25 protein-coding genes are annotated in these 22,717 nt (G+C 74.8%); 15 read left to right on the forward strand and 10 right to left on the reverse strand.

The genetic code is table 11. The features are described 5' to 3' along the window. Window position 1: 1 nt before the first annotated feature. A complete protein-coding gene (locus ABZ937_RS06805; protein ID WP_361686552.1) occupies window positions 2-763 on the reverse strand; it encodes a response regulator transcription factor in 762 nt (253 codons plus the stop codon). A gap of 115 nt (window positions 764-878) precedes the next feature. On the opposite strand from ABZ937_RS06805, the gene ABZ937_RS06810 reads away from it, so the two are divergent. From ABZ937_RS06810 to ABZ937_RS06820, 3 genes are read left to right on the forward strand one after another with little or no spacing between them, the layout of a single operon-like run. Next, complete coding sequence (locus ABZ937_RS06810) at window positions 879-1,592, forward strand: glycosyltransferase family 2 protein (protein WP_361686555.1); 714 nt, start codon at window positions 879-881, stop codon at window positions 1,590-1,592. Continuing rightward, the gene (locus tag ABZ937_RS06815; protein WP_361686558.1) at window positions 1,589-2,212 is read left to right on the forward strand and encodes a DUF2064 domain-containing protein; all 624 of its coding nucleotides are present in this window, start codon (window positions 1,589-1,591) and stop codon (window positions 2,210-2,212) included. The genes ABZ937_RS06810 and ABZ937_RS06815 overlap by 4 nt, the downstream gene beginning before the upstream one ends. Beyond that, window positions 2,209-2,967 (forward strand): class I SAM-dependent methyltransferase, encoded by a 759-nt coding sequence (locus ABZ937_RS06820; protein WP_361686561.1) that lies wholly within the window; start codon window positions 2,209-2,211, stop codon window positions 2,965-2,967. The genes ABZ937_RS06815 and ABZ937_RS06820 overlap by 4 nt, the downstream gene beginning before the upstream one ends. Window positions 2,968-3,274: 307 nt before the next feature. On the opposite strand, the gene ABZ937_RS06825 is transcribed toward ABZ937_RS06820, so the two are convergent. Continuing rightward, window positions 3,275-4,540: a molybdopterin-dependent oxidoreductase gene (locus ABZ937_RS06825; protein WP_361686564.1), complete on the reverse strand. Its 1,266-nt coding sequence runs from the start codon at window positions 4,538-4,540 to the stop codon at window positions 3,275-3,277. Window positions 4,541-4,653: 113 nt separating this feature from the next. On the opposite strand from ABZ937_RS06825, the gene ABZ937_RS06830 reads away from it, so the two are divergent. Beyond that, window positions 4,654-5,988: a hypothetical protein gene (locus tag ABZ937_RS06830; RefSeq protein WP_361686567.1), complete on the forward strand. Its 1,335-nt coding sequence runs from the start codon at window positions 4,654-4,656 to the stop codon at window positions 5,986-5,988. Window positions 5,989-6,097: 109 nt separating this feature from the next. On the opposite strand, the gene ABZ937_RS06835 is transcribed toward ABZ937_RS06830, so the two are convergent. After that, window positions 6,098-6,799, reverse strand: a complete 702-nt coding sequence (locus tag ABZ937_RS06835) for a chaplin (protein WP_361686570.1) — start codon at window positions 6,797-6,799, stop codon at window positions 6,098-6,100. Window positions 6,800-7,027: 228 nt separating this feature from the next. On the opposite strand from ABZ937_RS06835, the gene ABZ937_RS06840 reads away from it, so the two are divergent. The 3 genes from ABZ937_RS06840 to ABZ937_RS06850 all read left to right on the forward strand — a co-directional run bounded on the left by ABZ937_RS06840 (window position 7,028) and on the right by ABZ937_RS06850 (window position 8,392). Further along, a complete protein-coding gene (locus tag ABZ937_RS06840) occupies window positions 7,028-7,516 on the forward strand; it encodes a MarR family transcriptional regulator (protein WP_361686573.1) in 489 nt (162 codons plus the stop codon). Beyond that, complete coding sequence (locus tag ABZ937_RS06845; RefSeq protein ID WP_361686576.1) at window positions 7,513-7,965, forward strand: MarR family transcriptional regulator; 453 nt, start codon at window positions 7,513-7,515, stop codon at window positions 7,963-7,965. The genes ABZ937_RS06840 and ABZ937_RS06845 overlap by 4 nt, the downstream gene beginning before the upstream one ends. Window positions 7,966-8,044: 79 nt before the next feature. Continuing rightward, a complete protein-coding gene (locus ABZ937_RS06850; protein ID WP_361687042.1) occupies window positions 8,045-8,392 on the forward strand; it encodes a tetratricopeptide repeat protein in 348 nt (115 codons plus the stop codon). A gap of 72 nt (window positions 8,393-8,464) precedes the next feature. Here ABZ937_RS06850 and ABZ937_RS06855 read toward each other — a convergent pair whose 3' ends face one another. From ABZ937_RS06855 to ABZ937_RS06865, 3 genes are read right to left on the reverse strand one after another with little or no spacing between them, the layout of a single operon-like run. Beyond that, window positions 8,465-9,400 (reverse strand): M56 family metallopeptidase, encoded by a 936-nt coding sequence (locus ABZ937_RS06855; RefSeq protein ID WP_361686579.1) that lies wholly within the window; start codon window positions 9,398-9,400, stop codon window positions 8,465-8,467. Window positions 9,401-9,406: 6 nt separating this feature from the next. After that, on the reverse strand, window positions 9,407-9,802 hold the full coding sequence (locus ABZ937_RS06860) for a BlaI/MecI/CopY family transcriptional regulator (RefSeq protein ID WP_361686582.1): 396 nt from the start codon (window positions 9,800-9,802) through the stop codon (window positions 9,407-9,409). 58 nt (window positions 9,803-9,860) lie between these two features. After that, the gene (locus tag ABZ937_RS06865; RefSeq protein WP_361686585.1) at window positions 9,861-11,261 is read right to left on the reverse strand and encodes a PepSY domain-containing protein; all 1,401 of its coding nucleotides are present in this window, start codon (window positions 11,259-11,261) and stop codon (window positions 9,861-9,863) included. Between the two features lie 153 nt (window positions 11,262-11,414). Between ABZ937_RS06865 and ABZ937_RS06870 the strand changes: the two genes are divergently transcribed. Then, on the forward strand, window positions 11,415-12,059 hold the full coding sequence (locus tag ABZ937_RS06870; RefSeq protein WP_361686587.1) for a peptide deformylase: 645 nt from the start codon (window positions 11,415-11,417) through the stop codon (window positions 12,057-12,059). Between the two features lie 8 nt (window positions 12,060-12,067). On the opposite strand, the gene ABZ937_RS06875 is transcribed toward ABZ937_RS06870, so the two are convergent. Next, on the reverse strand, window positions 12,068-13,498 hold the full coding sequence (locus ABZ937_RS06875) for an NAD(P)/FAD-dependent oxidoreductase (RefSeq protein WP_361686590.1): 1,431 nt from the start codon (window positions 13,496-13,498) through the stop codon (window positions 12,068-12,070). 151 nt (window positions 13,499-13,649) lie between these two features. On the opposite strand from ABZ937_RS06875, the gene ABZ937_RS06880 reads away from it, so the two are divergent. Next, complete coding sequence (locus tag ABZ937_RS06880) at window positions 13,650-14,027, forward strand: thioredoxin family protein (protein WP_361686593.1); 378 nt, start codon at window positions 13,650-13,652, stop codon at window positions 14,025-14,027. 28 nt (window positions 14,028-14,055) lie between these two features. Here the strand turns inward: ABZ937_RS06880 and ABZ937_RS06885 are convergent, their stop codons facing one another. Beyond that, window positions 14,056-15,069, reverse strand: a complete 1,014-nt coding sequence (locus ABZ937_RS06885) for a LacI family DNA-binding transcriptional regulator (protein WP_361686596.1) — start codon at window positions 15,067-15,069, stop codon at window positions 14,056-14,058. A 137-nt stretch (window positions 15,070-15,206) separates the two neighbouring features. Between ABZ937_RS06885 and ABZ937_RS06890 the strand changes: the two genes are divergently transcribed. Both ABZ937_RS06890 and ABZ937_RS06895 read left to right on the forward strand, forming a co-directional pair. Continuing rightward, window positions 15,207-15,884 carry a TetR/AcrR family transcriptional regulator gene (locus ABZ937_RS06890; protein WP_361686599.1) on the forward strand — a complete coding sequence of 226 codons (678 nt, stop codon included), beginning with the start codon at window positions 15,207-15,209 and terminating at the stop codon, window positions 15,882-15,884. Next, window positions 15,881-17,023 (forward strand): NAD(P)/FAD-dependent oxidoreductase, encoded by a 1,143-nt coding sequence (locus ABZ937_RS06895; protein ID WP_361686602.1) that lies wholly within the window; start codon window positions 15,881-15,883, stop codon window positions 17,021-17,023. The genes ABZ937_RS06890 and ABZ937_RS06895 overlap by 4 nt, the downstream gene beginning before the upstream one ends. Before the next feature lie 25 nt (window positions 17,024-17,048). Here ABZ937_RS06895 and ABZ937_RS06900 read toward each other — a convergent pair whose 3' ends face one another. Next, the gene (locus ABZ937_RS06900) at window positions 17,049-17,729 is read right to left on the reverse strand and encodes a helix-turn-helix domain-containing protein (RefSeq protein ID WP_361686605.1); all 681 of its coding nucleotides are present in this window, start codon (window positions 17,727-17,729) and stop codon (window positions 17,049-17,051) included. A gap of 98 nt (window positions 17,730-17,827) precedes the next feature. Here ABZ937_RS06900 and ABZ937_RS06905 point away from each other — a divergent pair, with 98 nt between their 5' ends. Beyond that, complete coding sequence (locus tag ABZ937_RS06905) at window positions 17,828-18,385, forward strand: NAD(P)H-dependent oxidoreductase (protein WP_361686608.1); 558 nt, start codon at window positions 17,828-17,830, stop codon at window positions 18,383-18,385. A 53-nt stretch (window positions 18,386-18,438) separates the two neighbouring features. Here the strand turns inward: ABZ937_RS06905 and ABZ937_RS06910 are convergent, their stop codons facing one another. Beyond that, complete coding sequence (locus ABZ937_RS06910) at window positions 18,439-19,416, reverse strand: MarR family transcriptional regulator (RefSeq protein ID WP_361686611.1); 978 nt, start codon at window positions 19,414-19,416, stop codon at window positions 18,439-18,441. Between the two features lie 56 nt (window positions 19,417-19,472). On the opposite strand from ABZ937_RS06910, the gene ABZ937_RS06915 reads away from it, so the two are divergent. The 3 genes from ABZ937_RS06915 to ABZ937_RS06925 all read left to right on the forward strand — a co-directional run bounded on the left by ABZ937_RS06915 (window position 19,473) and on the right by ABZ937_RS06925 (window position 22,681). Then, a complete protein-coding gene (locus ABZ937_RS06915) occupies window positions 19,473-20,747 on the forward strand; it encodes an MFS transporter (RefSeq protein WP_361686614.1) in 1,275 nt (424 codons plus the stop codon). 104 nt (window positions 20,748-20,851) lie between these two features. Continuing rightward, window positions 20,852-21,817 carry an alpha/beta hydrolase gene (locus ABZ937_RS06920; protein WP_361686617.1) on the forward strand — a complete coding sequence of 322 codons (966 nt, stop codon included), beginning with the start codon at window positions 20,852-20,854 and terminating at the stop codon, window positions 21,815-21,817. A gap of 231 nt (window positions 21,818-22,048) precedes the next feature. Beyond that, window positions 22,049-22,681: a lasso peptide biosynthesis B2 protein gene (locus ABZ937_RS06925; protein WP_361686620.1), complete on the forward strand. Its 633-nt coding sequence runs from the start codon at window positions 22,049-22,051 to the stop codon at window positions 22,679-22,681. Window positions 22,682-22,717: the final 36 nt, after the last annotated feature.

Genomic DNA, 22,717 nt, shown 5'->3' on the forward strand with positions numbered 1-22,717 from the left:
GTCAGCCCTCCTCCCCCCGGCCGCTCGCGTCGAAGCGGTAGCCGACGCCCCACACGGTCTGGATCAGGCGCGGCCGGGCCGGGTCGTCCTCGACCTTGCCGCGCAGCCGGCGGACGTGGACCGTCACGGTGGAGAGGTCGCCGAAGTCCCAACCCCACACCTCGCGCATCAGGTCCTCCCGGCTGTACGCCCGCCCCGGGTGCCGCAGGAAGAAGGCGAGGAGGTCGAACTCGCGGAGGGTGAGGGCGAGTGCGGTGCCGTTCTTGGCGGCCCGTCGGGCGGTGGGGTCGACAGTGAGACCGGCCGCGGCCAGCGGGCGGGTGTCGGCGGCGGGCCGGGTGCGGCGGAGCACCGACTGCACGCGCAGGACCAGTTCGCGGGGGCTGAACGGCTTGGTCACATAGTCGTCGGCGCCGACCTCCAGGCCCAGGATGCGGTCGTCCTCGTCGCCGCGGGCGGTGAGCATGACCACGGGGACGGCGGCCCGTGCGCGCAGCCGTCGGCAGACCTCCAGGCCGTCCATGCCGGGCAGCATCAGGTCGAGCACCACCAGGTCCGGCCAGTGGGCGGCGGCGCGGGTGAGGGCGGTGGGGCCGTCGTCCGCCCGGTCGACGACGTAGCCGGCGCGGCCGAGGTATCCGGCGACGACCTCGGCCACGGTCGCGTCGTCGTCGACGACCAGGACGCGGGCGGCACCGGAGGCGGACGGAGGAGCGGGGAGCGCGCTGTCGGGCGCGGTCAGGGGGACGTGCGGCTGCTGCATGCCCCCAGCCTCGCACCGGGCCCTCGCGGCTGTCGCACCCGAGGCCGGGCGCCGCCCCCGACGTCCGCGTTTCGTAAGCAGCGGCGGTCCGAAATGTCCGCTTGCCGTTCGTAGGGTGAACGGCGTGACCCCCTCGACACCTTCAGTGCCCGCGGACGTGGATGTGGTGCTGCCCTGTCTGGACGAGGCCGAGGCCCTCCCCTGGGTGCTCGCCCGGATCCCGGCGGGCTGGCGCGCCCTCGTGGTCGACAACGGCTCCACCGACGGCTCGGCCGACATCGCCCGCTCCCTCGGCGCGACCGTCGTCCATGAACCGCGCCGCGGCTTCGGCGCCGCCTGCCACGCCGGGCTGACCGCCGCCACCGCCGACGTCGTCTGCTTCTGCGACTGCGACGCCTCCCTCGACCCCGCCCTGCTCGTGCCGTTCGTGCGCGAAGTCCTCGACGGCGAGTCCGACTTGGTCCTCGGCCGGCGGCGGGCGCGGGGCCGGGGCGCCTGGCCCGCGCACGCCCGGGCCGGCAACGTCGCGCTCGCGCGGCTGCTGCGGCGCCGTACCGGGCTGCGCCTGCACGACATCGGCCCGCTGCGCGCCGCCCGCCGGGAGCCGCTGCTCGCGCTCGGGCTGAGCGACCGGCGCAGCGGCTATCCGCTCCAGATGGTGGTCCGCGCGGCCGACGCGGGCTGGCGGATCGCCGAGCACGACGTGCCGTACCTGCCGCGCACCGGCGTCTCCAAGGTGACGGGCACCTGGCGCGGCACCTGGCAGACGGTGCGGGACATGAGCCGTGTGCTGGCCGAGCCCCCGGCCGGCGGGAGGGCCGTACGGTGACCACGCTGCTCGTCATCGCCAAGGAACCGCTGCCCGGGCGGGTCAAGACGCGGCTCACGCCGCCGTTCACGCCCGCCGAGGCGGCGTCGCTCGCCGAGGCGGCGCTCGCCGACACCCTGCGGGCCGTGGCGGCCACGCCCGCCACCCGGCGCGTCCTCGTGCTCGACGGAACCCCCGGCCCCTGGCTGCCGCCCGGCTTCGACGTCGTACCGCAGTGCGCGGGCGGTCTCGATCTGCGGCTGGCCGACGCGTTCGCGCGGTGCGACGGCCCCGCCCTGCTCATCGGCATGGACACCCCGCAGGTGACCCCGGAGCTGCTCACCGCGGACTTCGCCGGGTACGACGCGTGCTTCGGTCCGGCGGAGGACGGCGGCTTCTGGGCGCTGGGGCTGGCCGAGCCCGATCCGGCCCTGCTGCGGGGCGTGCCCATGTCCACCCCCGATACGGGCGCCGTCCAGCGGCGGCGGCTGGTGGCCGCCGGGCTGCGGGTGCGCGACCTGCCCCGGCTGCGGGACGTGGACACCGCGGCCGACGCGGCGGCGGTCGCCGCACGGGCGCCGCACGGTCGGTTCGCCGCCCGGCTGGCCGTGTGCACCGCGCACATCGGGATCCCGCGATGAGCACCTCGCCGGCCGTCGCCTGGGCCGGGGCCGACCCCTACGCCGCCGCCCTGCGCACCGGGCGCGGCCCGCTGTTCCTGCGGCGCACCGACGGATGGCTGCTGCCCCTGGAGGTCGAGCGGTGGTGCGCGCGGGCCGACCCGGTCGACCAGGCGGTGCTGGACCGGTGCGAGGGCGCGGTGCTCGACGTCGGCTGCGGACCCGGGCGGCTGGTGGCCGAACTCGCCGTCCGGGGACGTACCGTCCTCGGGATCGACGTCAGCGAGGCCGCCGTCGACCACACCGTGCGGCTCGGCGGCCAGGCCCTGCGCCGCTCGGTGTTCGAGCCGCTGCCCGGCGAGGGACGCTGGGGCACCGTCCTGCTCATGGACGGCAACATCGGCATCGGCGGTGATCCGCGCGCCCTGCTGGACCGGGTGGCCCGGCTGCTGCGCCCCGGCGGCCTGCTGATCGCGGAGACCGCCGCGGTGGACGTCGACGAACTGGCCGAGGTGCAGGTCGTCGACGGCACCGACGGGGGGACGAGCAGCGGCGGCGCCTTCCCGTGGGCGCGGCTCGGTACCCCGGCACTGCTGCGGTACGCGGGGCGGGCGCGCTGGCGGACCGTCGGTCAATGGACGGCCGGCGGGCGACGCTTCGTCGCCCTGCGCACCCGCAGCGCCAGAAGCAGCGCCGAGCCGCCGAACAGCAGGGCGCTGATCAGCAGCCAGCGGGCCGGGAAGCCGTCCGGGGACAGGCCGGTGGCGGACCGGTAGCGCCGGTCCACCATCCCGCTGATCAGCGGGAACCACACGAGCAGGAGCAGCGCGGAGAGGGCGGCGGGAACCCGGACGTACATCACCCACGCCCGGTGTCCGCCCAGCGCTCGTGCGACCGCCCGGTCGGCCAGCGCGTACAGCGGCAGCAGCACCAGGTCGTGCAGCAGGGCCGCCCCCACCACCCACAGCGCCACCCCGGCCCAGTCGCCGGCCAGCAGCCGGACCCCGGCATAGACGGCGAGCGCGAACGAGCAGGCCAGCAGCAGGATCTGGAACGGGTTGCCGAGCGGCGGGCGCGGGCGCATCACAGGTCTCCGAAGGTCAGCCGGGCCACCCACTTGGTGTTGAGCACACCGGGCGCGGCGGGCACGATGACCCGCGCCGGGTAGCCGTGGTCGGGGGACAGGTCCTCGCCGTTGACGTGCAGGGCGAGCAGGGAGCGCGGGTCGGCGACCTGGTTGGCGCGCAGGGCGGCGCGGCGGAAGGCGCCGTGCCGCTGGAGCGACTCCACGAACACGTCCGGCGGGTCGCCGTCGTGGCCGACGAGCGCCGCGAGGTCGCGCAGCCGCACCCCGCGCCACCACTGGTCCGCCGTCGACCAGCCCTCGACGCAGGCGATGGGCAGCGCCGAGCTGTGCTGCGGCATGCGGAGCAGTTGGGCGCGGCTGAGGCGGACCGTCCCGGAGGGCCCGGTGACGACGAGCCGCCACGCCTCCTCGTCGGTCTCCTGGGCGTCGATCCCGGCGTACGCGGCCGTCTTGTTGATCTGGAAGCCGTTCGGCCCGTCGCCCGGGTCGGCTCCGCCGTGCGGCGCGAGGAGGGCGGTGCGGCGCAGCGCGCCCCCGACGCTCTGCCCCACGGTCGTGACGAGCAGCAGCAGCGAGGCGCCCCCGACGAACCCCAGGGCCCCGCGCCGGGAGACGGTCGGCGGATCGGGCCGGGGCGACACCAGCGACTCTTCCGCCGGCCGGGCGGTCACCGCCTCCCCCTGTTTCCGCCCGCGCCGGCGGACGGCCCGCAGGGCGGTCGGCGCCTTCAGTGCCGCGTGCGCCACGAACGCGGCGAAGAACACCCAGGCGCCGTAGAAGTGCAGCGGGTAGAAGGAGCCCGGGAAGACGTAGTCCAGCTGGACGTTGAGGACACCGGTCGTGAACTCGAACAGCCCGCCGCCGACCAGCAGCAACAGGGAGATCCGCTCCAGGGCGTGGGCGAGCGAGCGGGCCGGGGGCAGGGCGAACAGCCTCGGCACCACCGACCACAGCTTGGCCAGCAGGACCGGGATCAGGGTGATGCCGAGGGTGACGTGCAGGCCCTGGGTGAGCCGGTACAGCCAGTACGGGTGCGTCGGCCAGGCGAAGAGGTAGAAGCCCAGGATCCCCTTGTCCGGGGTCTGGTCGTTCACGGGTGAGAGGCCCGGGTTGTAGGCGGCGTACGACACCAGGCCCGTCACGAACAGCACCGTGATGCCGACGAGCAGCACGAGGCCGAGCACCGAGGTGAACCAGGGGCCGCGCAGCGGGCTGCGCCAGAAGCCGGGCGAGGAGGGAAGCCGTGGGTCGTCGTCTCGCATGATCCGACGGTAGGCCGGGAGCACCCCCGGAAAGGGGCCGCAACCCATGACGAAAGTCTGACGTCAGGCCGCTGATCCGTGGTTCCGCCCGGTCGCCGCCCTAGCGTTCCGCTGTGACCCGCCGTAGTCGATATGCCGATCTCTGTGCCGTCTCGGCCGCCGCCCTGCTCGTCCTCGTCGCCGTGTTCGTCGGCCGGCACATCCAGGACGCCTACCGCACCCTGTTCGTGCACTGGCCGCCGCTGTTCGCCGACTGGGACCCGCACGTGGGCCCGGGCACCCCTGCCGCCGCACTCGTCGCCGTCGCCGTGGTGGCGTACGGGCCGGCCGTCGCCGCACGACTGCCCTGGCGCGGGCTGCTCGTCGCGGCCTGGGGCGCCTGTCTGGCCTGGACGTGGTCGCTGGCGCTGGTCGACGGCTGGCAGCGGGGCGTGGCCGGCCGGCTCACCACCCGCAACGAGTACCTCACGGTCATCGGCCGCTTCCACGACATCCCGGCCGCCCTGCGCGACTTCACCCACCACATCGTGAGCGGCTCCCCCGCCCCCTTTCCCGCCCACATCGCCGGTCACCCGCCGGCGGCCACCCTCACCTTCGTCCTGCTGGACCGGATCGGTCTGCGCGGCGGCGGCTGGGCGGGCGCCTGGTGCGTCACCGTCGGGGCGACCGCCTGTGTGGCGGTGCTGGTGGCGGTGCGGGCGCTGGCCGACGAGGGCCTGGCCCGGCGGGCGGCGCCGTTCCTGGCGCTGGCCCCGGCCGCCGTGTGGGTGGGTGCCTCGGCCGACGGGTACTTCGCGGCGGTGGCCGCCTGGTCGGTGGCGCTGCTGGCTCTCGCGGTCACCGGGCGGTCCGTGGCCTGGGCGGCGGGCAGCGGACTGCTGTTCGGCCTGACCTGCTATCTCTCGTACGGCCTCACCCTCTTCGCGCTGATCGGGGCTGCGGTGCTGGTGATCGGGCGGCGCCGGGTCCGCGAGCGACCGGTCCTGCTCGTCCTGCTCCTGGCCGGTACGGCGGTCGTCCCGGTGGCGTTCACGCTCGCCGGGTTCGACTGGTGGGAGGGGTACCGGCTGCTGGTCACGCGCTACTACCAGGGCGTCGGCGGCACCCGCCCCTACGGCTACTGGGTGTGGGCCAACCTGGCCTGCACGGTGCTGGTCACCGGCCCGGCCACGGCGGCGGGGCTGCGGCGGGCCGGCGCGGTGGCGGCCCGCCGCCGCACGGCCCCCTCGGCCGAGGCCCGGCTCGCGCTCGTCGTGGCGGCGGCCCTGCTCGCCCTGCTGGCGGCCGATCTGTCCGGGATGAGCAAGGCGGAGACGGAGCGCATCTGGCTGCCGTTCGCGATGTGGCTGCTCCCCGTCTGCGCGCTCCTGCCGCGGCCCCGCGGCTGGCTGGCCGCGCAGGCGGTGCTCGCGCTCCTGCTGAACCATCTGCTGTTCACCGGGTGGTGAGCCGCGCGGTCACGGCCCGCGGAGGCCGCGGACCGTGACCGCGTCGGGAACGGGCGCGCTCCCGGCCGGAGAAGGGCACCCCTCGGGGCATCGGCCGGGGCGGCCGGGATCATCCCTGCCGGCCGGCCGTCCCCGACCGGGCGCGCCGGTACAGCACCGCTCCGCCCGCCAGCAGCGCCAGGCTCGCGCCGGCCGCCGCCCAGGTGCCGTCCGCACCGGTCTGCGCGAGCGTGCCGACCGGCTGGTGCCGTACGACGACCGGGTCCGGCTTCGGCGTCGAGCGGACGGTGCTCGGGTGGTGGGCCCGGACCGGCGGCTTGGTGTGCACCGGCGGCACGACCCGCGTGGGCGGTTGCGTCGCGGGCTCGTCGGGGTGCTCGTCCGAGGTGTTCACGGACGTGTTGCCGAAGACGGGGTTGCCGATGCCCACCACGTTCACGGAGTTGCCGCTGACGTTGACGGGCAGATCGACCGGCAGCTGGATGCCGTTGCCGGAGATGAGACCCGGCGAGCCCTGCGTGCTCCCCTTCGCGGTGGCCCCGCCCGTCGTCGTGGCCCCCGCCTTCGTGTCCTTCCCGTTCTTCTTGGTGGCCTTGCCGACATTGGCGCAGCTGTTGCCGTGGGCCGGGTTGAGCAGCCCGACCACGTTCACGGTGTTCCCGCACACGTTCACCGGGAGGTGCACCGGCAACTGGATGCCATTGCCGGAGATCAGCCCGGGCGAGCCGCCCGTGGAACCGTCAGCGGCGGAGTCGGCGTACACCGGTCCCGCCACAGCCATCGCACCGGAGACGGCGGCGAAGGCGATCACACTGTTTCGGGTAGCCCGTTTCATCGGTTCCCTGTCCTTCCAGATACGGTCACGGGCATTCGCCCGCGTCCGGTGAAACGCCGCTCAAACCGTGCAAGTTATGGCTTTTCAGCCTTTTGACCGGTAACAGAGACACATGTGCGCCGGTCAGGCCCCTTCACCTGCGGCGCCGTCGATCCGGCGGCCCGATAGTAGCCATGTACATAGTATCCATGTACAGTATTTGGCATGAGCAAGGTTTCCGAAGGAGCCACGCCCGGCTTCCTGGTGTGGCGGCTGTCGATGAAGTGGCGCGTCGCGGTGGACCGTGCGGTGGCGCCGCTCGGACTGACCCATGCGCAGTACTCGTTGGTGGCGTCGTTGCACGGCATGCAGCGCGCCGGGCTGCGCCCCAGCCAGCGCCGGCTCGCCGACCACACCGGCCTGGAGGCGCTGTACGTCTCCAAGCTGGCCCGCGGCCTGGAGTCGGCCGGCCTCCTCGAACGCACCCGGGACCCGGACGACCCGCGCGCGGTCCAGCTCGCGCTCACCGAGCAGGGCCGCGAGACCACCCGGAAGGCGATCGACGTCGTCCAGGGGCTGCTGCGCCAGCTGCTGGGCCCGCTCGGCGGACCCGACAGCCCGCGCGCCCGGGAGTTCACCCGGGACCTGGCGACCCTGCTCGAAGCACCGCTTGACCCATTCGGCACCACCGATCACAAGACGGAGCAGTCATGACCACCACCGCACCCCGTGTCGACAGCCGCGTCATCGGGCTCGCCCACTACGCCGCCCGCTCCGTGCTGGAGCAGGCGGTCCTCGCCCCGCGCGGCATCTCGTTCCTGCAGTCCATCGCCCTCCGGCTCACGGCGGTCGCGGACGGGCCGGTCGAGCGGGCCGCCCTGATCGACGGTGTCACCGGCACGGTGAAGGTCGACGAGAGCGACGCGCACCGCGCGATCGACGACCTGACGGCCGCGGGCCTGATCGCCCTCGCGGAGCCGTCGGGCGTGCGCATCACGGACAGCGGGCGCGAGCTGTACGCCACCACCTCCGCCGAGGTCGCGGAGATCGGCGAGCGGGTGTACGCCGGCATCTCCGAGGCGGACCGGATAGTGGCGGGCCGCGTGCTCACCCTGGTCACCGAGCGCGCGAACGCCGAACTGGCCGCGCTCCGGCAGCGGTAGAGCACCCCGACAGGTAGTGGAATATTGAACAACCGCGTTCCGTTGTGGCCGTCGAAGGAGGTCACGAGTGGAGACGCAAGTGGAGACCACGTACTACGACCACGGCACCGCCGCCGAGCGCTGGGAGCGCGCGCAGCTGTTCTTCGACGCGAAGGACTACGCGGGCGCGGCGCGGGTGCTGGCCGGACTGGTCGAGGAGGTGCCGGAGCAGACCGGACCCCGGCTGCTGCTGGCCCGTGCCTACTACCACTCGGCCCAGCTGCGCCGCGCCGAAGCCGAGCTGCGGACCATCGTGGAGCGGGATCCGGTGGAGCACTACGCCCGGCTGATGCTGGGCCGCACGCTCCAGCGGCAGGCCCGGCACGAGGAGGCGGAACGGCATCTGCGGATCGCCTCGGCGCTCGCGGGTGACTTCCCCGAGGAGTGAGGCGGTTCCTCGGGAGTGAGTTCGTACGTCCTGGGCCCGGTCCCCGTCGGGGGCCGGGCCCTCGGCGTCAGGTCACAGGGGTGTCGCCGCGTGCAGGATCCGGAACAGGGTGACGGCCGAGTTCGCCGACGACATCGCGGACACCAGCGCCCCGGCGGCGGCGCCCCAGGCGGCCAGGCCGACCGGGGTGAACGCCGACGGCCAGGTACGGGCCACGGGCGCGGGGGCCAGCAGCGCGGCCACCCGGCGCGGCACCGGACCGGTCGCCGCCAACGCGGCCGGCGTCGGCACCGGGGTGCCCGGGGAGAGCAGGGCGGCCTTGCCGATGGCGCGGGCGACCGTGCGCCGGTCACCGACCGCGCGGGCCGCCTCCTCGTCCGCCCACCGCTCGGCCGTGTAGACGACGGCGGTGCGCAGCGGGCGCAGGAACGGGTTGGCGCGGGCGGCCAGGTGCGCGGCGAGCAGATGGCGGTGGTGACGGGCGGTCAGATGGGCGCGCTCATGGGCGAACAGGGCGCGCCGCTCGGCGGGGGCGAGCCCGGCCAGCAGCCCCGTGGTGACGACGATCCGGCCGCGGCCCCGGCCGCCGGGGAGGGCGTACGCGTACGGCGTGCTGTCGGGCAGGACCGCCACCGTGGGCCCCGGCACCCCGGCCAGGGCCCGGCGGGCGCGGCGGGTGACCCGGCGGTGCCGCCCCAGGGTGCGGGCGCACGCGGCGGCCACCACGGCGAGCGCGGGGAGGGCGGCCCGGCCGGCCACCTCGTCGTACGGGACGGCGGCCCGCACCTGAGGGTCGGACCAGCCGTCCGGCAGCGGATTGCCGGGCAGTTGCGCGGTCCCGACCACCATGAGCAGGGCCAGGCACAGCGTGCTGCACACGGCCATGACGACGGCGACCGCGGTCAGCAGCCGGGTGGCGGTGCGAGGGTGCAGCCGGGTCTCGGCGAGCCGGGCGACCGGCCACGCGGTGAGCGGCAGCACCAGCGGCAGGAAGACGAAGACGCCCATGAGCGATCAGCCTTCCGTACCGCCGGCGTCCGTGCCCGGGTTGTCGAGCAGGGCCCGCAGCACCTGTTCGTCGCCCGGCGGCAGCGCGGTGACGAAGCTGGCCAGGACCGCCTCGCGGTCCCGCTCCCCGTCCAGCAGGCGGCGCATGCGCAGGGCGGCCAGCCGGGCCACGTCGGCCGTCGGCGTCCACAGGAAGGAGCGGCCGTGCCGTTCGCGGGCGACGACGTCCTTGGCGAGCAGCCGGGTCAGGATGGTGACGACGGTGGTGTAGGCGAGGTCGCCGCCGAGGCGCTCCTGCACCCAGGCCGCGGTGACCGGCCCGTCCGCCTCGCGCAGCGCGCCGAGGACCTGGCCCTCCAGTTCGCCCTGGCCGCGCCGGGCCCGCCCGCCGTCCCGCGCCATCTCCCCGTCTCCTTCTGCTCGCCCGCCCGTCGCCTCGGCGTCGGCGTGTCGACCCACGCTACTTCACGCCGCCGGCGCCCCCGTAGCTACGGCGACCGCGCCGGTGCGCGATCTCGCCGAGGAGGATGTCGACGGCGAGGAAGGCGGCCAGCGGGATGCCGAGCAGCGGAACGAACCAGCCGAGCACGGCGACGGCGGCGAGGGCCGGTACCAGGAGGTACGGCGGCACCTCGGCCCAGGCGCCGCGCGGGATCGGCCGGCCGAAGGCGGAGCCCCGGCCGCGCTGCCACCACATGCGGTAGCCCCACACGATGAGCAGGACCAGGGCGAGCGCGAGCAGCGCGAGGGCGATCTGGTTGACGAGGCCGAAGAGGGAGCCGGTGTGCAGGTCGATGCCCCAGCGGGTGAGTTTGGCGAGGACCGGGTAGTCCGCGAAGCGCAGCTCGTCGGTGACCTGGCCGGTGGCCGGGTCGACGGCGACGGAGTCCTGCTTCTCGGGCCAGCTGCGCTGGATCTGCTTGACGACGTAGGCGCTGTCCGCGTCCGCCGGCGGGACGATCTCCACCGGGTCGCCCAGGCCCTCGGCCCGGGCCGCCGCGAGCACCTTGTCCAGGCCCGTACCGTGCTCGGCGGTGCCGCCGGTGCCCGCCGCCGTACCGTGGCCGGCGTGGTCGCCGCCGGCCGCGGCCGCCGAGACGGACGGGGTGGCCTGGCCGAGCGAGGTGCGCAGCTCGTCGATGTTGGCGCCGGCGTACGTCGACCAGGTCAGACCGGTCGCGGACAGGAACAGGAAGCCGGCGGCGGTCCAGACGCCGACGGTGCCGTGCAGGCCGAGGGTGCGGCGCCGGCCGCTGGTGCCGCGGACCTTGCGCAGGGCGCGGCGCCGGGAGAACCACAGCACCAGGCCGCCGCCCGCGATCACCCACAGCCAGCTGGCGGCCAGTTCGCTGTAGAGCCGGCCGGTCTCGCCCAGGTGCAGATCGCGGTGGAGTTCGTCGATCCAGGTGCGCAGGGGCAGCGCGCCGGTCGCGCCGTACTGTTCGAGCGCCCCGCGCACCGTGCCGGTGTACGGGTCGACGAACACGGCCAGGGTGTGCCCGGGATCGACGCCCTGGACGCCGGAGAGCAGCACCCTGGTGGTGGCGCCGGCCTCGGGCGAGGGGCGTACGGCGGCGACGGTGCCTTCGGGGTGGGCCTTGCGGGCGGCGGCCACCTGGGCGGAGACCGGCAGCTCGCGCTCCCCGACCGGGACGGTCAGCTCATGGTCGTACACGAGCTTCTCGGCCTGGAAGGAGCCCGCGTACAGCAGGCCGGTGACGGCGGCGATCAGCAGGAACGGCGCGACGAGCAGGCCGGCGTAGAAGTGCAGGCGCAGCACGAGGGGGCGCAGGGGTGCCCAGCGGCCGCGGGCGGCGGGGCGGGACGCCTCGGCCGGGGTGGTCGAGGGAGCGGTGGTCATCGGCGTGCTTCTCCGGGGACTCGGTGCCGAGGGCGGACGCCTGGCACGGAAGCGAGGGCGGTCCAGGAGTCGGACCGCGAGTCGGTTGAGTTCCCCGGGGTGTTGGTGACGTGCGCCACAGGGGGCGGCCCAGGGGCGTGGCATGCTGACGCGATGGCACCTCCCCGTGATGAGACACCGCTCGCCGAGCGCGTCGAGGAACTCCTCGCCGCCGGCGGCCCCTTGCCCATCGTCGCGGCCGGCCGGCCCGTGCTGCGGCGCGGCACCGAGCCGTACGACGGCCAGCTCGGCCCCGCGCTGCTGGCCCGGTTCGTCGAGGCCCTGCGCGACACCATGCACGCGGCCCCCGGTGTGGGCCTGGCCGCGCCGCAGGTGGGCGTTCCGTTGCGGATCGCGGTCATCGAGGACCCGGCGCCGGTGCCGGAGGAGGTCGCGGTGGCCCGGGGCCGGGTCCCGCAGCCGTTCCGGGTGCTGGTCAACCCGGTGTACGAGCCGGTCGGGACCGCCCGGGCGGCGTTCTTCGAGGGCTGCCTGAGCGTGCCGGGCTGGCAGGCGGTGGTGGCCCGGCACGCCGAGGTGCGGCTGCGCGGCGAGGACGAGCACGGCCGGGCGCTGGACGAGGTGTTCACCGGCTGGCCGGCCCGGATCGTCCAGCACGAGACGGACCATCTCGACGGCACGTTGTACCTGGACCGCGCGGAGCTGCGCTCCCTGTCGACCAACGAGGCGGTGGCGGCCCTGTGGGCCCAGCCGGCGCCGGAGGCGGCGGCCGAGGCCCTGGGCTTCGAACTTCCGTAGTCCGCGGGTCAGTTGTCCCGGTACGCCTCCAGCAGCCGCAGCCACACCTCGCTCAGCGTCGGGTACGACGGGACGGCGTGCCACAGCCGGCCGACCGGGACGCGGCCCGCGACCGCGATGGTGGCCGAGTGGATGAGTTCGCCGACGCCGGGGCCGACGAAGGTGACCCCGCGCAGGATCTCCTCCTCCAGGTCCACGACCATGCGGGCGCGGCCCTTGTAGCCGTCGCCGTACAGGCCCGCGCCCGCGACGGAGGAGAACGCGACGTCGACGGCGCGGACGCGGTGGCCGGCCTGCTCGGCCTCGGCGAGGGAGAGGCCGACCGCGGCGGCCTCGGGGTCGGTGAAGACGACCTGAGGTACGGCGTCGTGGTCGGCGGTGGCCACGTGCGCGCCCCACGGCTCGTCCAGGAGGGGGCCGCCGGCCGCGCGGGCGGCGATGGCGGCACCGGCGACGCGGGCCTGGTACTTGCCCTGGTGGGTGAGGAGGGCCCGGTGGTTGACGTCGCCGACCGCGTACAGCCAGTCGGTGCCGGTGACCCGGAGGGTGTCGTCGACGTCCAGCCAGGAGCCGGGTTCCAGGCCGACGGTCTCCAGGCCGAGGTCGTCGGTGTGCGGGACGCGTCCGGTGGCGAAGAGGATCTCGTCGGCCTCGATCCGGTCGCCGTCGGCGGTGACGGCCACGACCGTGCCGTTCTCGCGGGCGACGGACTCCACGGAGGTGCCGGTGCGGATGTCGACGCCGGCCTCGGTGAGGGCCTCGGCGACCAGTTCCCCGGCGAACGGCTCCATGCGGTTCAGCAGGCCCTTGCCGCGGATCAGCATCGTGACCCGCGAGCCGAGGGCCTGCCAGGCGGTGGCCATCTCGGTGGCGACGACACCGCCGCCGACGACGATCAGCCGGCCGGGTGCCGCCTTGGCGCTGGTCGCCTCGCGGCTGGTCCAGGGCTCGACCTCAGCGAGTCCCGGCAGGTCGGGCAGCTGGGCGCGGGTGCCGGTGGACACCGCGACGGCGTGCCGGGCGGTGAGGGTGGTGACCGTGCCGTCGGGGGCGGTGACGGTGACCGTGCGCGGGCCGGCGAGTCGGCCCTGGCCCCGGTAGAAGTCGGCGCCGGTGCCCTCCAGCCAGGCGACCTGGCCGTCGTCCTTCCAGTGGGACGTGTAGTCGTCCCGGCGGGCCAGCACGGCCGGGGTGTCGAGCGGACCCTGGACCGCCTGGGCGACGCCGGGCAGGCGGCGGGCGTCGGCCTGCGCGATGACCGGCCTGAGCAGGGCCTTGCTGGGCATGCAGGCCCAGTACGAGCACTCGCCGCCGAGGAGTTCGCTCTCCACGACCGCGGTGGCGAGGCCGGCCGCGCGGGTGCGGTCGGCGACGTTCTCCCCCACCGGGCCGCCCCCGATCACCACGACGTCGTACGCGATGGATTCCGTTTCCGTCATGGGGTCAGTCTGGTGGGTGGTGTGCGCCACGGCCACATGGGTACGCGCGCGGAACACGGCCGTGCACGGGTGGAACACAGCTGGAATAGGCGGCCCGGCCCCCGTGTTTCCGCCCTCGGCACACCCCACACCAGGAAGAGGGAATCACGCCATGAGCAGCACCGTGGAGCTGACCAAGGAGAACTTCGACCAGATGGTCAGCGAGAACGAGTTCGTTCTCATCGACTTCTGGGCGGAGTGGTGCCCTCCGTGCCGCCAGTTCGCGCCCGTCTACGAGAAGGCCGCGGCGGCGAATCCCGATCTGGTGTTCGGCAAGGTGGACACCGAGGCGCAGCCGGAACTGGCCGCGGCCTTCGAGATCCAGTCGATCCCCACGCTGATGATCATCCGCGACCAGGTGGCGGTCTTCGCCCAGCCGGGCGCCCTGCCCGCGCCGGTCTTCGCCGACCTCATCGAGCAGGCCCGGGGGCTCGACATGGACGAGGTCCGCAAGAGCGTCGCCGAACAGCAGGGCCAGGCGCAGCAGTAACCGTGCGGGGCCGCGGTGTGCGGCCGGGTCAGCTGGACTCGCGCCGGACCACCGAGGCCCCCAGCACGGTGTGCACCTCGGGCTCGCCGCCGGGGTCGCGCACCGCCCGGTCGACCAGTTCGGCGAGGTCGCGGCCCGAGGGCAGGTCGATGCGGACCGTGCTGAGCCGGGGCCGCAGCAGCCGGCCGAGCATCAGGTCGTCGGCGCCGATCACGGCGACGTCCTCGGGGACGCGCACGCCCTCGTCCTGCAGGGCGCGCATCAGCAGCATCGCGTACTCGTCGTTGTAGGCGAACACCGCGTCCAGGCCCGACTCGGGCCAGCGGGCGGCCAGTTCGGCGGCGGACTCCTCGGTGTGGGCGAGCGGCAGCTCCGTCACGCCGGCGTCCGTGCCGCGCAGCGCCTCGCGGACGCCGGCGAGCCGGGGCCGCGAGAAGGCCTCAAGACCTGACTCCTCGGGCATGACGACACCGATCCGGCGCCGGCCGCGGGCGTACAGGTGCGCGCCCGCGCAGTGGCCGACGGTGTCGTGGTCCATCAGCAGGGCGTGCGCTCCCTCGACCCGGCCGGGCCCGAGCGTGACGACGGCCCGGGCGCCGGAGCGCTTGAGGACGGCGACGCCCCGCGGGCCGAGGTCCGCGCCCGGCACCAGGACGGCGACGGGCCGCAACTCGGCCCAGGCGCGGGCCGCTTCGTCGCCCTGGAGACCGACGCTGCCGTACTGGACGACGGTGTAGTCGAGACGGCCGAGCGCCCCCTGCAGTTCGTTGAGGAACCTGCTGTAGAGCGGGCCCACCGGGATGGCCGGGGCGGGCATCAGGACCATGCGGCTGTGTCCGGCGCGCAGGCTGCGGGCGGCGGCGTGGGGGACGTACCCGAGTTCCCGGGCGGCCTCGTGCACGCGCCGGCGGGTCGCTTCGCTGATCCGTACGGCGCTGGTGTTGTTGAGGACGTAGGAGACGGTCGCGCGCGAGACGCCGGCGAGGCGGGCCACATCGGCACTCGTGGGCGTGTTCGGTATCTGCACCATCACAGACCGCATCTTGGCAGAGGGCCCGGGGCGGGGAACGGGCGGGGCGAGGTGGTTCGGCGTTCGACAAGCTCGGCGTCCGCACATCTGTCGACGAACATGTTCGTGTCGAACTTGTTCGCAACGAACATGTTCGTTACCGTGAGGGCATGACCGCTGCCCCCCGCTCCCGCCGGGAGCGCCCCGCCAAGCCCGCTCTCACCCGGGAGGGAATCGTCACCGCCGCCGTCGCGATCCTGCGCGCGGAGGGGCTCCGCAAGGTGACGATGCGCCGGCTCGCCCAGGAGCTCGACACCGGCCCCGCCTCGCTCTACGTGTACGTCCGCAACACCGACGAGCTGCACGCGGCCGTCCTGGACGAGCTGCTCGGCACGGTCGGTCCCGCTCCGGCTCAGGGCAGCTGGCGGGAGCGGCTGGAGCGGGTGCTCACCGCCTACACCGCGATGCTCCTGGAGTACCCGTCCCTGGCCCACTCGGCGCTGACCGCCCGGCCGAGCGGCCCCCACTATCTGCGGCTGATCGAGACCCTGCTGGAGCTGCTCGAAGCGGGCGGGGTGCCGCGCGCCCAGGCGGCGTGGGGCGTGGACCTGCTGCTGCAGCACGCCACCGCGACCGCCGCCGAGCACGCCGGGGAGGAGTCCCCGGGCGAGTGGCAGGCGGCCCGGGCCCTGCGCGAGGCGCCCGCCAGCACCCACCCGCACATCGCCGCGGGCGCGGACGCGCTGCTGTCCGGCACCCCCGAGGCCCGCCTGTCGTGGGCCTTCCAGACCCTGATCAACGGCATCGAGCGGACCGCCGTACCGACCGAAGGCCAGGAGGCCCCATGACCACCGCTGCCCTCCCCCACCACCCCGTCGCCGTCGTCGGCGCGGGGCTCGGCGGGCTCGCCCTCGCCCGCGTCCTGCACGTGCACGGCGTCGAGGCCGCGCTGTTCGACCTGGACGCGTCACCCGCCGCCCGGACACAGGGCGGCATGCTCGACATCCACGACGACTCCGGGCAGGAGGCGCTGCGGGCCGCCGGCCTGCACGAGGCGTTCCTGTCCCGCGTCCACACCGGCGGCCAGGCGGTACGGGTGCTCGACCGGGACGGCACCGTCCGGTTCGCCGCACCCGACGACGGCACCGGCGGGCGCCCCGAGATAGACCGGGGCGAGCTGCGCGACCTGCTGCTCGACTCCCTGCCCGCGGGCACGGTCCGCTGGGGCGCCAAGGTCACCGGCGCGCACCCGCTGGACGGCGGCCGGCACCGGGTGACGCTCGCGGACGGCACCGAGTTCACCACCGATGTGCTGGTCGGCGCGGACGGCGCCTGGTCGCGGGTGCGCCCGCTGGTCTCCGCCGCCCGGCCCGCGTACACGGGTGTGTCGTTCGTGGAGGCGGACCTGACGGCCGCGGACCTCGGGCATCCGGTGAGCGCGGAGATGGTCGGCGGCGGCATGCTCTTCGCGCTCGGCCCGGGCCGGGGCTTCCTCGCGCACCGCGAGCCCGGCGGCAGCCTGCATGTGTACGCCGCCGTGGTCGCGCCGGAGGACTGGCTGGACGGCATCGACTTCGGCGACACCGAGGCGGCGAAGGCGGCCGTGCTGAAGGAGTTCGACGACTGGGACGAGCGCCTGCGGGCGCTGGTAGCGGACGCGGACGGGCCGCTGGTGCCCCGCCGGATCCACGCCCTGCCGCCCGGCCATCGCTGGGACCGCGTTCCCGGGGTCACCCTGCTCGGGGACGCCGCTCATCTGATGTCGCCGTTCGCGGGCGAGGGCGCCAACCTGGCCCTGCTCGACGGCGCCGAACTGGGCCTCGCGCTGGCCGCGCACCCCGGGGACACGGAGGCCGCGCTGGCCGCCTACGAGGCCCGGATGTTCCCGCGCGCGGAGGCGTCCGCGGCGGACTCCGCCCGCAGCCAGGACCTGCTGTTCCGCGCGGACGCCCCGCGGGGACTGGTGGAGATGTTCACCGGGCGCTGACGCGACCGCCGCGTGCGGGTCCGTCTCAGCGGGGCGGCTGCGCGCCGGTCACCCGGGCGACCAGGTCGAGCCAGCCGGCCTCCAGCCGCTCCATGGGCATCCCGCACTGCCGGGTCAGGTGATGGATCAGCGCGGGGTCCAGGGAGGACAGCAGGGTGTGGGCCAGGAGGTCGCAGTCGGCGCCGGGCACGAGCTGCCGGAGCAGCATCGTGACGTGCGTGCGCAGCGACCCGGTCGCGGGGTGGGAGAACCGGCGGGCCGACTCCGGCTGCGCGGCGAGCTGCAGATCCAGCTGCTCGGCCGAGCGGTACAGCACCGCCACGCCGAACGCCCGCAGCCGCTCCAGGGGCGGCGCGCCGGGGCCCAGCGGCGGGGGCCCGCTCAGGAAGTCGGCCTGCAGCTGCCTGGCCGAGTGGTCGAGCAGGGCCATCAGCAGCCCGGTGCGGTCGCCGAAGCGGCGGAAGACGGTGCCCTTGCCGACGTTGGCCGCCGCGGCGACCGCCTCCATCGTGACCCCGGCGACCCCGTGCTCCGCGATCAGCCGGGCGGCGGCCTCCAGCAGGCGGGCGCGGTTGCGGGCCGCGTCGGCCCGCAGGCACGGCTCGTCGGAAGTCGGGCCGACCTCCAGCATCCGGGGCTCGTCGAAGGGCTCCTGAGGCTTCGGGAAGGGCGGCAGGGCGCTGGACATGAAGACAGCGTAAAGCATCGGGAAGAAAACTGGACCACGGTCCGTTTAGAGTGATACAAAGCTAAACGGACCCCGGTCCGGATCATGCCAGTGAGTTTCGCCCCCTTGGAGTTCCCATGTCTGTTCGCATCCTCGCGCTCGTCGGCAGCCTCCGCGCCGGTTCGCACAACCGCCAGCTCGCCGAGGCAGCCGTGAAGTTCGCTCCGGAGGGCGCCGAGGTCGTGCTCTTCGAGGGCCTGGCCGACATCCCGTTCTACAACGAGGACATCGACGTGGAGGGCAACGTCCCGGCCGCCGCCGCCAAGCTGCGCGAAGCCGCCCAGGCCGCCGACGCCTTCCTGCTCTTCTCCCCCGAGTACAACGGCACCATCCCGGCCGTCCTGAAGAACGCCATCGACTGGCTGTCCCGCCCGTACGGCGCCGGCGCCTTCGGCGGCAAGCCCGTCGCCGTGATCGGCACCGCCTTCGGCCAGTACGGCGGCGTGTGGGCCCAGGACGACACCCGCAAGGCCGTGGGCATCGCCGGCGGCAAGGTGATCGAGGACATCAAGCTCTCCATCCCCGGCTCCGTGACCCGCTTCGCCGAGACCCACCCGGCCGACGACGCCGAGGTCGCCGCCCAGCTGACCGAGGTCGTGGCCCGCCTGCACGGCAACGTGGGCGTGGCCGCCTGACCCGAGGGGTCCCCGAAAGGGCCGGAGCCGCCACGGCTCCGGCCCTTCCCCGTTCAGCCCCCGGTCAGCCGGTCCGCCAGCGGGCTGCGCCGGTACAGCACGCGCCGTCCGTCCCGGGCGCGGGTCACCAGCCCGGTCGCGTGCAGCACCCGCAGATGCTGGGAGACGGCACTCGGGGTGACGCCGAGGCGGCGGGCGAGTTCGACGGTGGGCAGGGGTTCGGCGAGCAGCCCGAGCAGCGTGGTCCGGGGCGCGCCGAGCAGCGCGGTGACGGCGGAGGCGTCGGGCGCGGGTTCCGGTTCCCACAGGGTCGCCGCGCCCCGGCCCGGATAGGCGAGCATCGGCGGGGCCGCCGCGCTGATCGGCGGCGCCGGCTTGTGCGCGAACACCGACGGCACGAGCCGCAGCCCCCGCCCGGCACCCGCCACCTCGTGCCGGCCGATCATCCGGGCGATCGTCAGCACACCGCCTCGCCAGCGCAGGTTCGGGTGCAGACCGGAGAGCAGGGCACCGGCGCCGCCGGTGGCCAACTGCCCCGCACGGTGCCGGATGTCGGCCTCCAGGACCAGCCGGGCGCGGGGCCAGTACGGCAGCAGGGCGGCCTCCCAGTACCGGCGCAGCACCGCGCAGAGGACGTCGACGAGCTCACGGACGGGGCCGTCCCCGGCGCCGTCCGCCTGCCGCAGGGGCGCGGGCAGCGGCCGGGGCGCGTGCGCGGCGCGCAGATCGTGTCGTACGACCTCCACGGGCGTGGCCCGTACGACGGCCAGCTCCTCCTCGAATGCCGGGGCGTGGACGGCGGGCCGGGGCGTGAGGAAGTCCGGCAGCGCGAGGGCCGGCCCGACCAGGGACGACAGCACAGGCCGGTCGTCGGGGGCGAGGGCAGCGAGCACGGTCCGGCGCCAGTCACGGTGCAGGGGGTGCAGGGCGGGGGCGCGCAGGACGCGCAGGCTCTCCATCAGCTCGCCGAGCGGGGAGATCGCGAACCGGGTGTCGGCGAGGTCGTCCACCCCGAGCAGGAAGCTGATCATGTAGCTCCCGGCTGAATCCTTGGACAGCGGGCGGCGCGCGCCGTGGACTTCGGCACATGACGGATCACCACACCGGGCAGCGTACCGCGCGCCCGCCCGTGCCCTCATGGCTCGTCCCGCTGCTGGCGCTGGCCTGCGGGGTCGGCGTCGGCAACGTCTATTTCCCGCAGGCCGTCGCACCGCTCGCCGCGGCCGGCCTCGGCGTCTCCCCCGACGCGGCGGCCGGCGTGATCACCGCCACCCAGTTCGGCTACGCGGCGGGCATCTTCCTGCTCGTGCCGCTCGGCGACCGGCTGCCGTCCCGCCCGCTGCTGGTCACCCTGCTCGGCCTGACCGGCCTCGGCCTGTGCGCCGCAGCCGCCGCGCCCGCGCTGCCACCGCTGCTCGCGGCGAGCGCCCTGACCGGGGCGGCGACGGTGATCGCCCCGCTGGCCGGTCCGCTGGCGGCCGGGCTGGTCTCCGAGGAGCGGCGGGGCGTCGTCGGCGGCACCCTGCTCAGCGGTGCTCTCGCGGGCATGCTGCTGTCCCGGACGGCCGCCGGTGCCCTCGGCGAGCGGCTGGGCTGGCGGGCGCCCTACGTCCTCGCGGCCCTGCTCACCCTGGCCGTCGCGCTGCTCCTCGCCCGTGTGCTCCCGGACACCCGCCCGTCGTCGCGGCAGCGGTACCCGCGGCTGCTGGCCGAACCTCTCCGCCTGCTGCGCACGGAACCGGCGCTGCGCCGCTCCTGCTGGTACCAGGCGACGGTGTTCGCCGGCTTCTCCGCCGCGTGGACCGGGCTCGCGCTGCTGCTGACGGGGCCGGAGTACGGGCTGGGCACGGACGCGGTCGGGTTGCTGGCCCTGGTCAACGCGGTCACCATGGTCGTCACCCCGTTCGCGGGCCGGCAGGTGGACCGGCGGGGAGCCGACCGGGTGAACCTGGCCTGCTTCCTCCTGGTCGCCGGTTCCGCCCCGGTCCTCGCGCTGGGCGGGCTCGGCGGCACCACCGGCCTGGTCTCGCTCGTGGCGGGCACGCTGCTGCTGGACGTCGGCATGCAGTCCGGCATGGTCGCCAACCAGGTCCGGGTCTACGCCGTCGGCCCGGGCCGACACAGCCGCCTCAACACCGCGTACATGACCTGCGCCTACCTGGGCGGCAGCGCCGGCTCCTGGCTCGGCACCCGCGCCTACGCCTGGTGCGGCTGGAGCGGGGTGTGCGGGCTGGTCGTCCTGCTGACCACGCTGGGGCCCGTACGGCAGCCGGCACGGCACGTGACGGCCAGGCGCTCCCGGCCGGCGTCCGCCCGTGCGGCAGTGTCGGCCAGGGGTGGCACCGCAGGCGGGACGGGGTAGTCGGGTCGTACCGGTACGGCCGTCCGACACCGGCGCATCACCGATGGATGCCACGCCGGTCCACCGGTGCGTGCCCTGCCGGACGACTCGCGGAAGGAGAAGCCATGCCCTGGGACCCGCCGCCGCTCGATCGGGAACTCGCCGCGGCGCTGAGACAGTTCCAGGACGCGAGCGGGCCGGGCTTCACTCTTGCCGATCTGCCCGCAGCCCGGCAGAACGCGACCGTCGAGTTGCCCGACCTCACCCTGGACGGCACCTTCGAGACCGAGGACCGTACGGTTCCCGGCCCCGAGGGCGCGCCCGGCGTCTCCCTCCTCGTGTGCCGTCCGGCGTCCGCGCCCACCACGGCCGCCCTGCCGGTGATCTACCACGTGCACGGCGGCGGCCTGGTCGCCGGCACCAACCGGGCCGGTCTGGCCGAACCCCTCGCCTGGGCGTGCGAACTGGGCGCGGTCGTGGTGTCGGTGGAGTACCGGCTCGCGCCGGAGCACCCGTACCCGGCGCCGACCGAGGACGTGTACGCCGGGCTGCTGTGGACCGCGGAGCACGCCCGGGAGATCGGCGGCGACCCGGACCGGATCGTCGCCGCGGGCGCCAGCGCCGGCGGCGGCCTGGCCGCGGCGCTCGCCCTCCTCCTGCGGGATCGCGAGGGACCGCCGCTCATCGGCCAGCTCCTGATGTACCCGATGCTGGACGACCGCAACGACACCGTCTCCGCGCACCAGATGGCGGGTGTCGACACCTGGGACCGCACCGCCAACGAGACCGGCTGGACAGCACTGCTCGGCGACCGCCGGGGCGGCCCCGACGTCTCCCCCTACGCCGCTCCCGCCCGCGCGACCGACCTGTCCGGCCTGCCTCCGGCCTTCCTCGACGTCGGCTCCGCCGAGACGTTCCGCGACGAGGTCGTGGACTTCGCCTCCCGCATCTGGCGATGCGGCGGCGTGGCCGAACTCCACGTCTGGCCCGGCGGCTTCCACGGCTTCGACGGCCTCGCTCCCGAGGCGGCCCTGTCCCGGACGGCCCGTGCGTCCCATCTGAACTGGCTGAGGCGGCTGTTGCGCCGATGAGACCCGCCTCCGGCTTGCGGAGAGTTCGGGGCAAAGTAGCCTGATATGGACTATTCCTACCCAATCATGGAGGTAGGCGATGTTTCTCCGACTGCTACGGCGTCGTCGCAGGCCGCGGAGGCTTCTCCTTCTCGGCAACGGCCGCCTGATCCGCGGCTTCAGCGGCGGCATGTACGACGGGCACGGGCACCAGTCCTGACACCGCCCACCGGTCGTACGGGAGGAGGTGCGGTGGCAGACGACACCGAGGCCCTGGTGGCGGTGGAGCGGTTCCTGTCGCCGTACTGCCGTGTCATCCAGATGTCCGGCGGCGTTCTGATCGCGGACTGGAGACGGACCCGCTTTCTCGGCATGCCAACGGCAGAGGTCCGGAAGTTCGCCGACGGAAGCGACGGAAGTGCCGAGGAACGCGCGGAGCTCGTCACCGCTCTCGTCCGTGCCGGGTGCGCGCCGGCCCGACGGAGGGAGTATGCCGACGCCGAGGTCGGACGCTGGCTCCGCGGAGTGCACCTGCTGATCCGGACCGTGGGATTCGGACGCGTCCTTCGGTTCCTCTCCTTGGCGGCCCCGGACTACGCCCGCGCCGAGCCCCCCGGGACCGAGACTGTGGCGCGGCTCAAGCGGGCCGTGCAAGCACACGGCCGCACCAGCTGGTTCGTCAACGACGACTGCAAGGCCGAGGCCGTGACGGCTTTCGTCCTGCTGCGGCGGGCCGGCCTGCAGGCCGCACTGCACGTCGGTGTGCGCGAGCACCCGTTCGCCCTGCACGCCTGGACGTCGGCGGCGGGGCTGTGCATCCCTGACGCCGACCCGCGCGGGCACGCGTTCACGCCGATCCTCTCCATCGACCGCGGCGGGCGCTGACGTGGAAGCGGTCCGCCTCGAGTGGGCCGGGGGTGC

The organism is Streptomyces sp. NPDC046727 (genome assembly GCF_040645635.1).
In the GTDB taxonomy this organism is placed as follows: Bacteria; Actinomycetota; Actinomycetes; order Streptomycetales; family Streptomycetaceae; genus Streptomyces.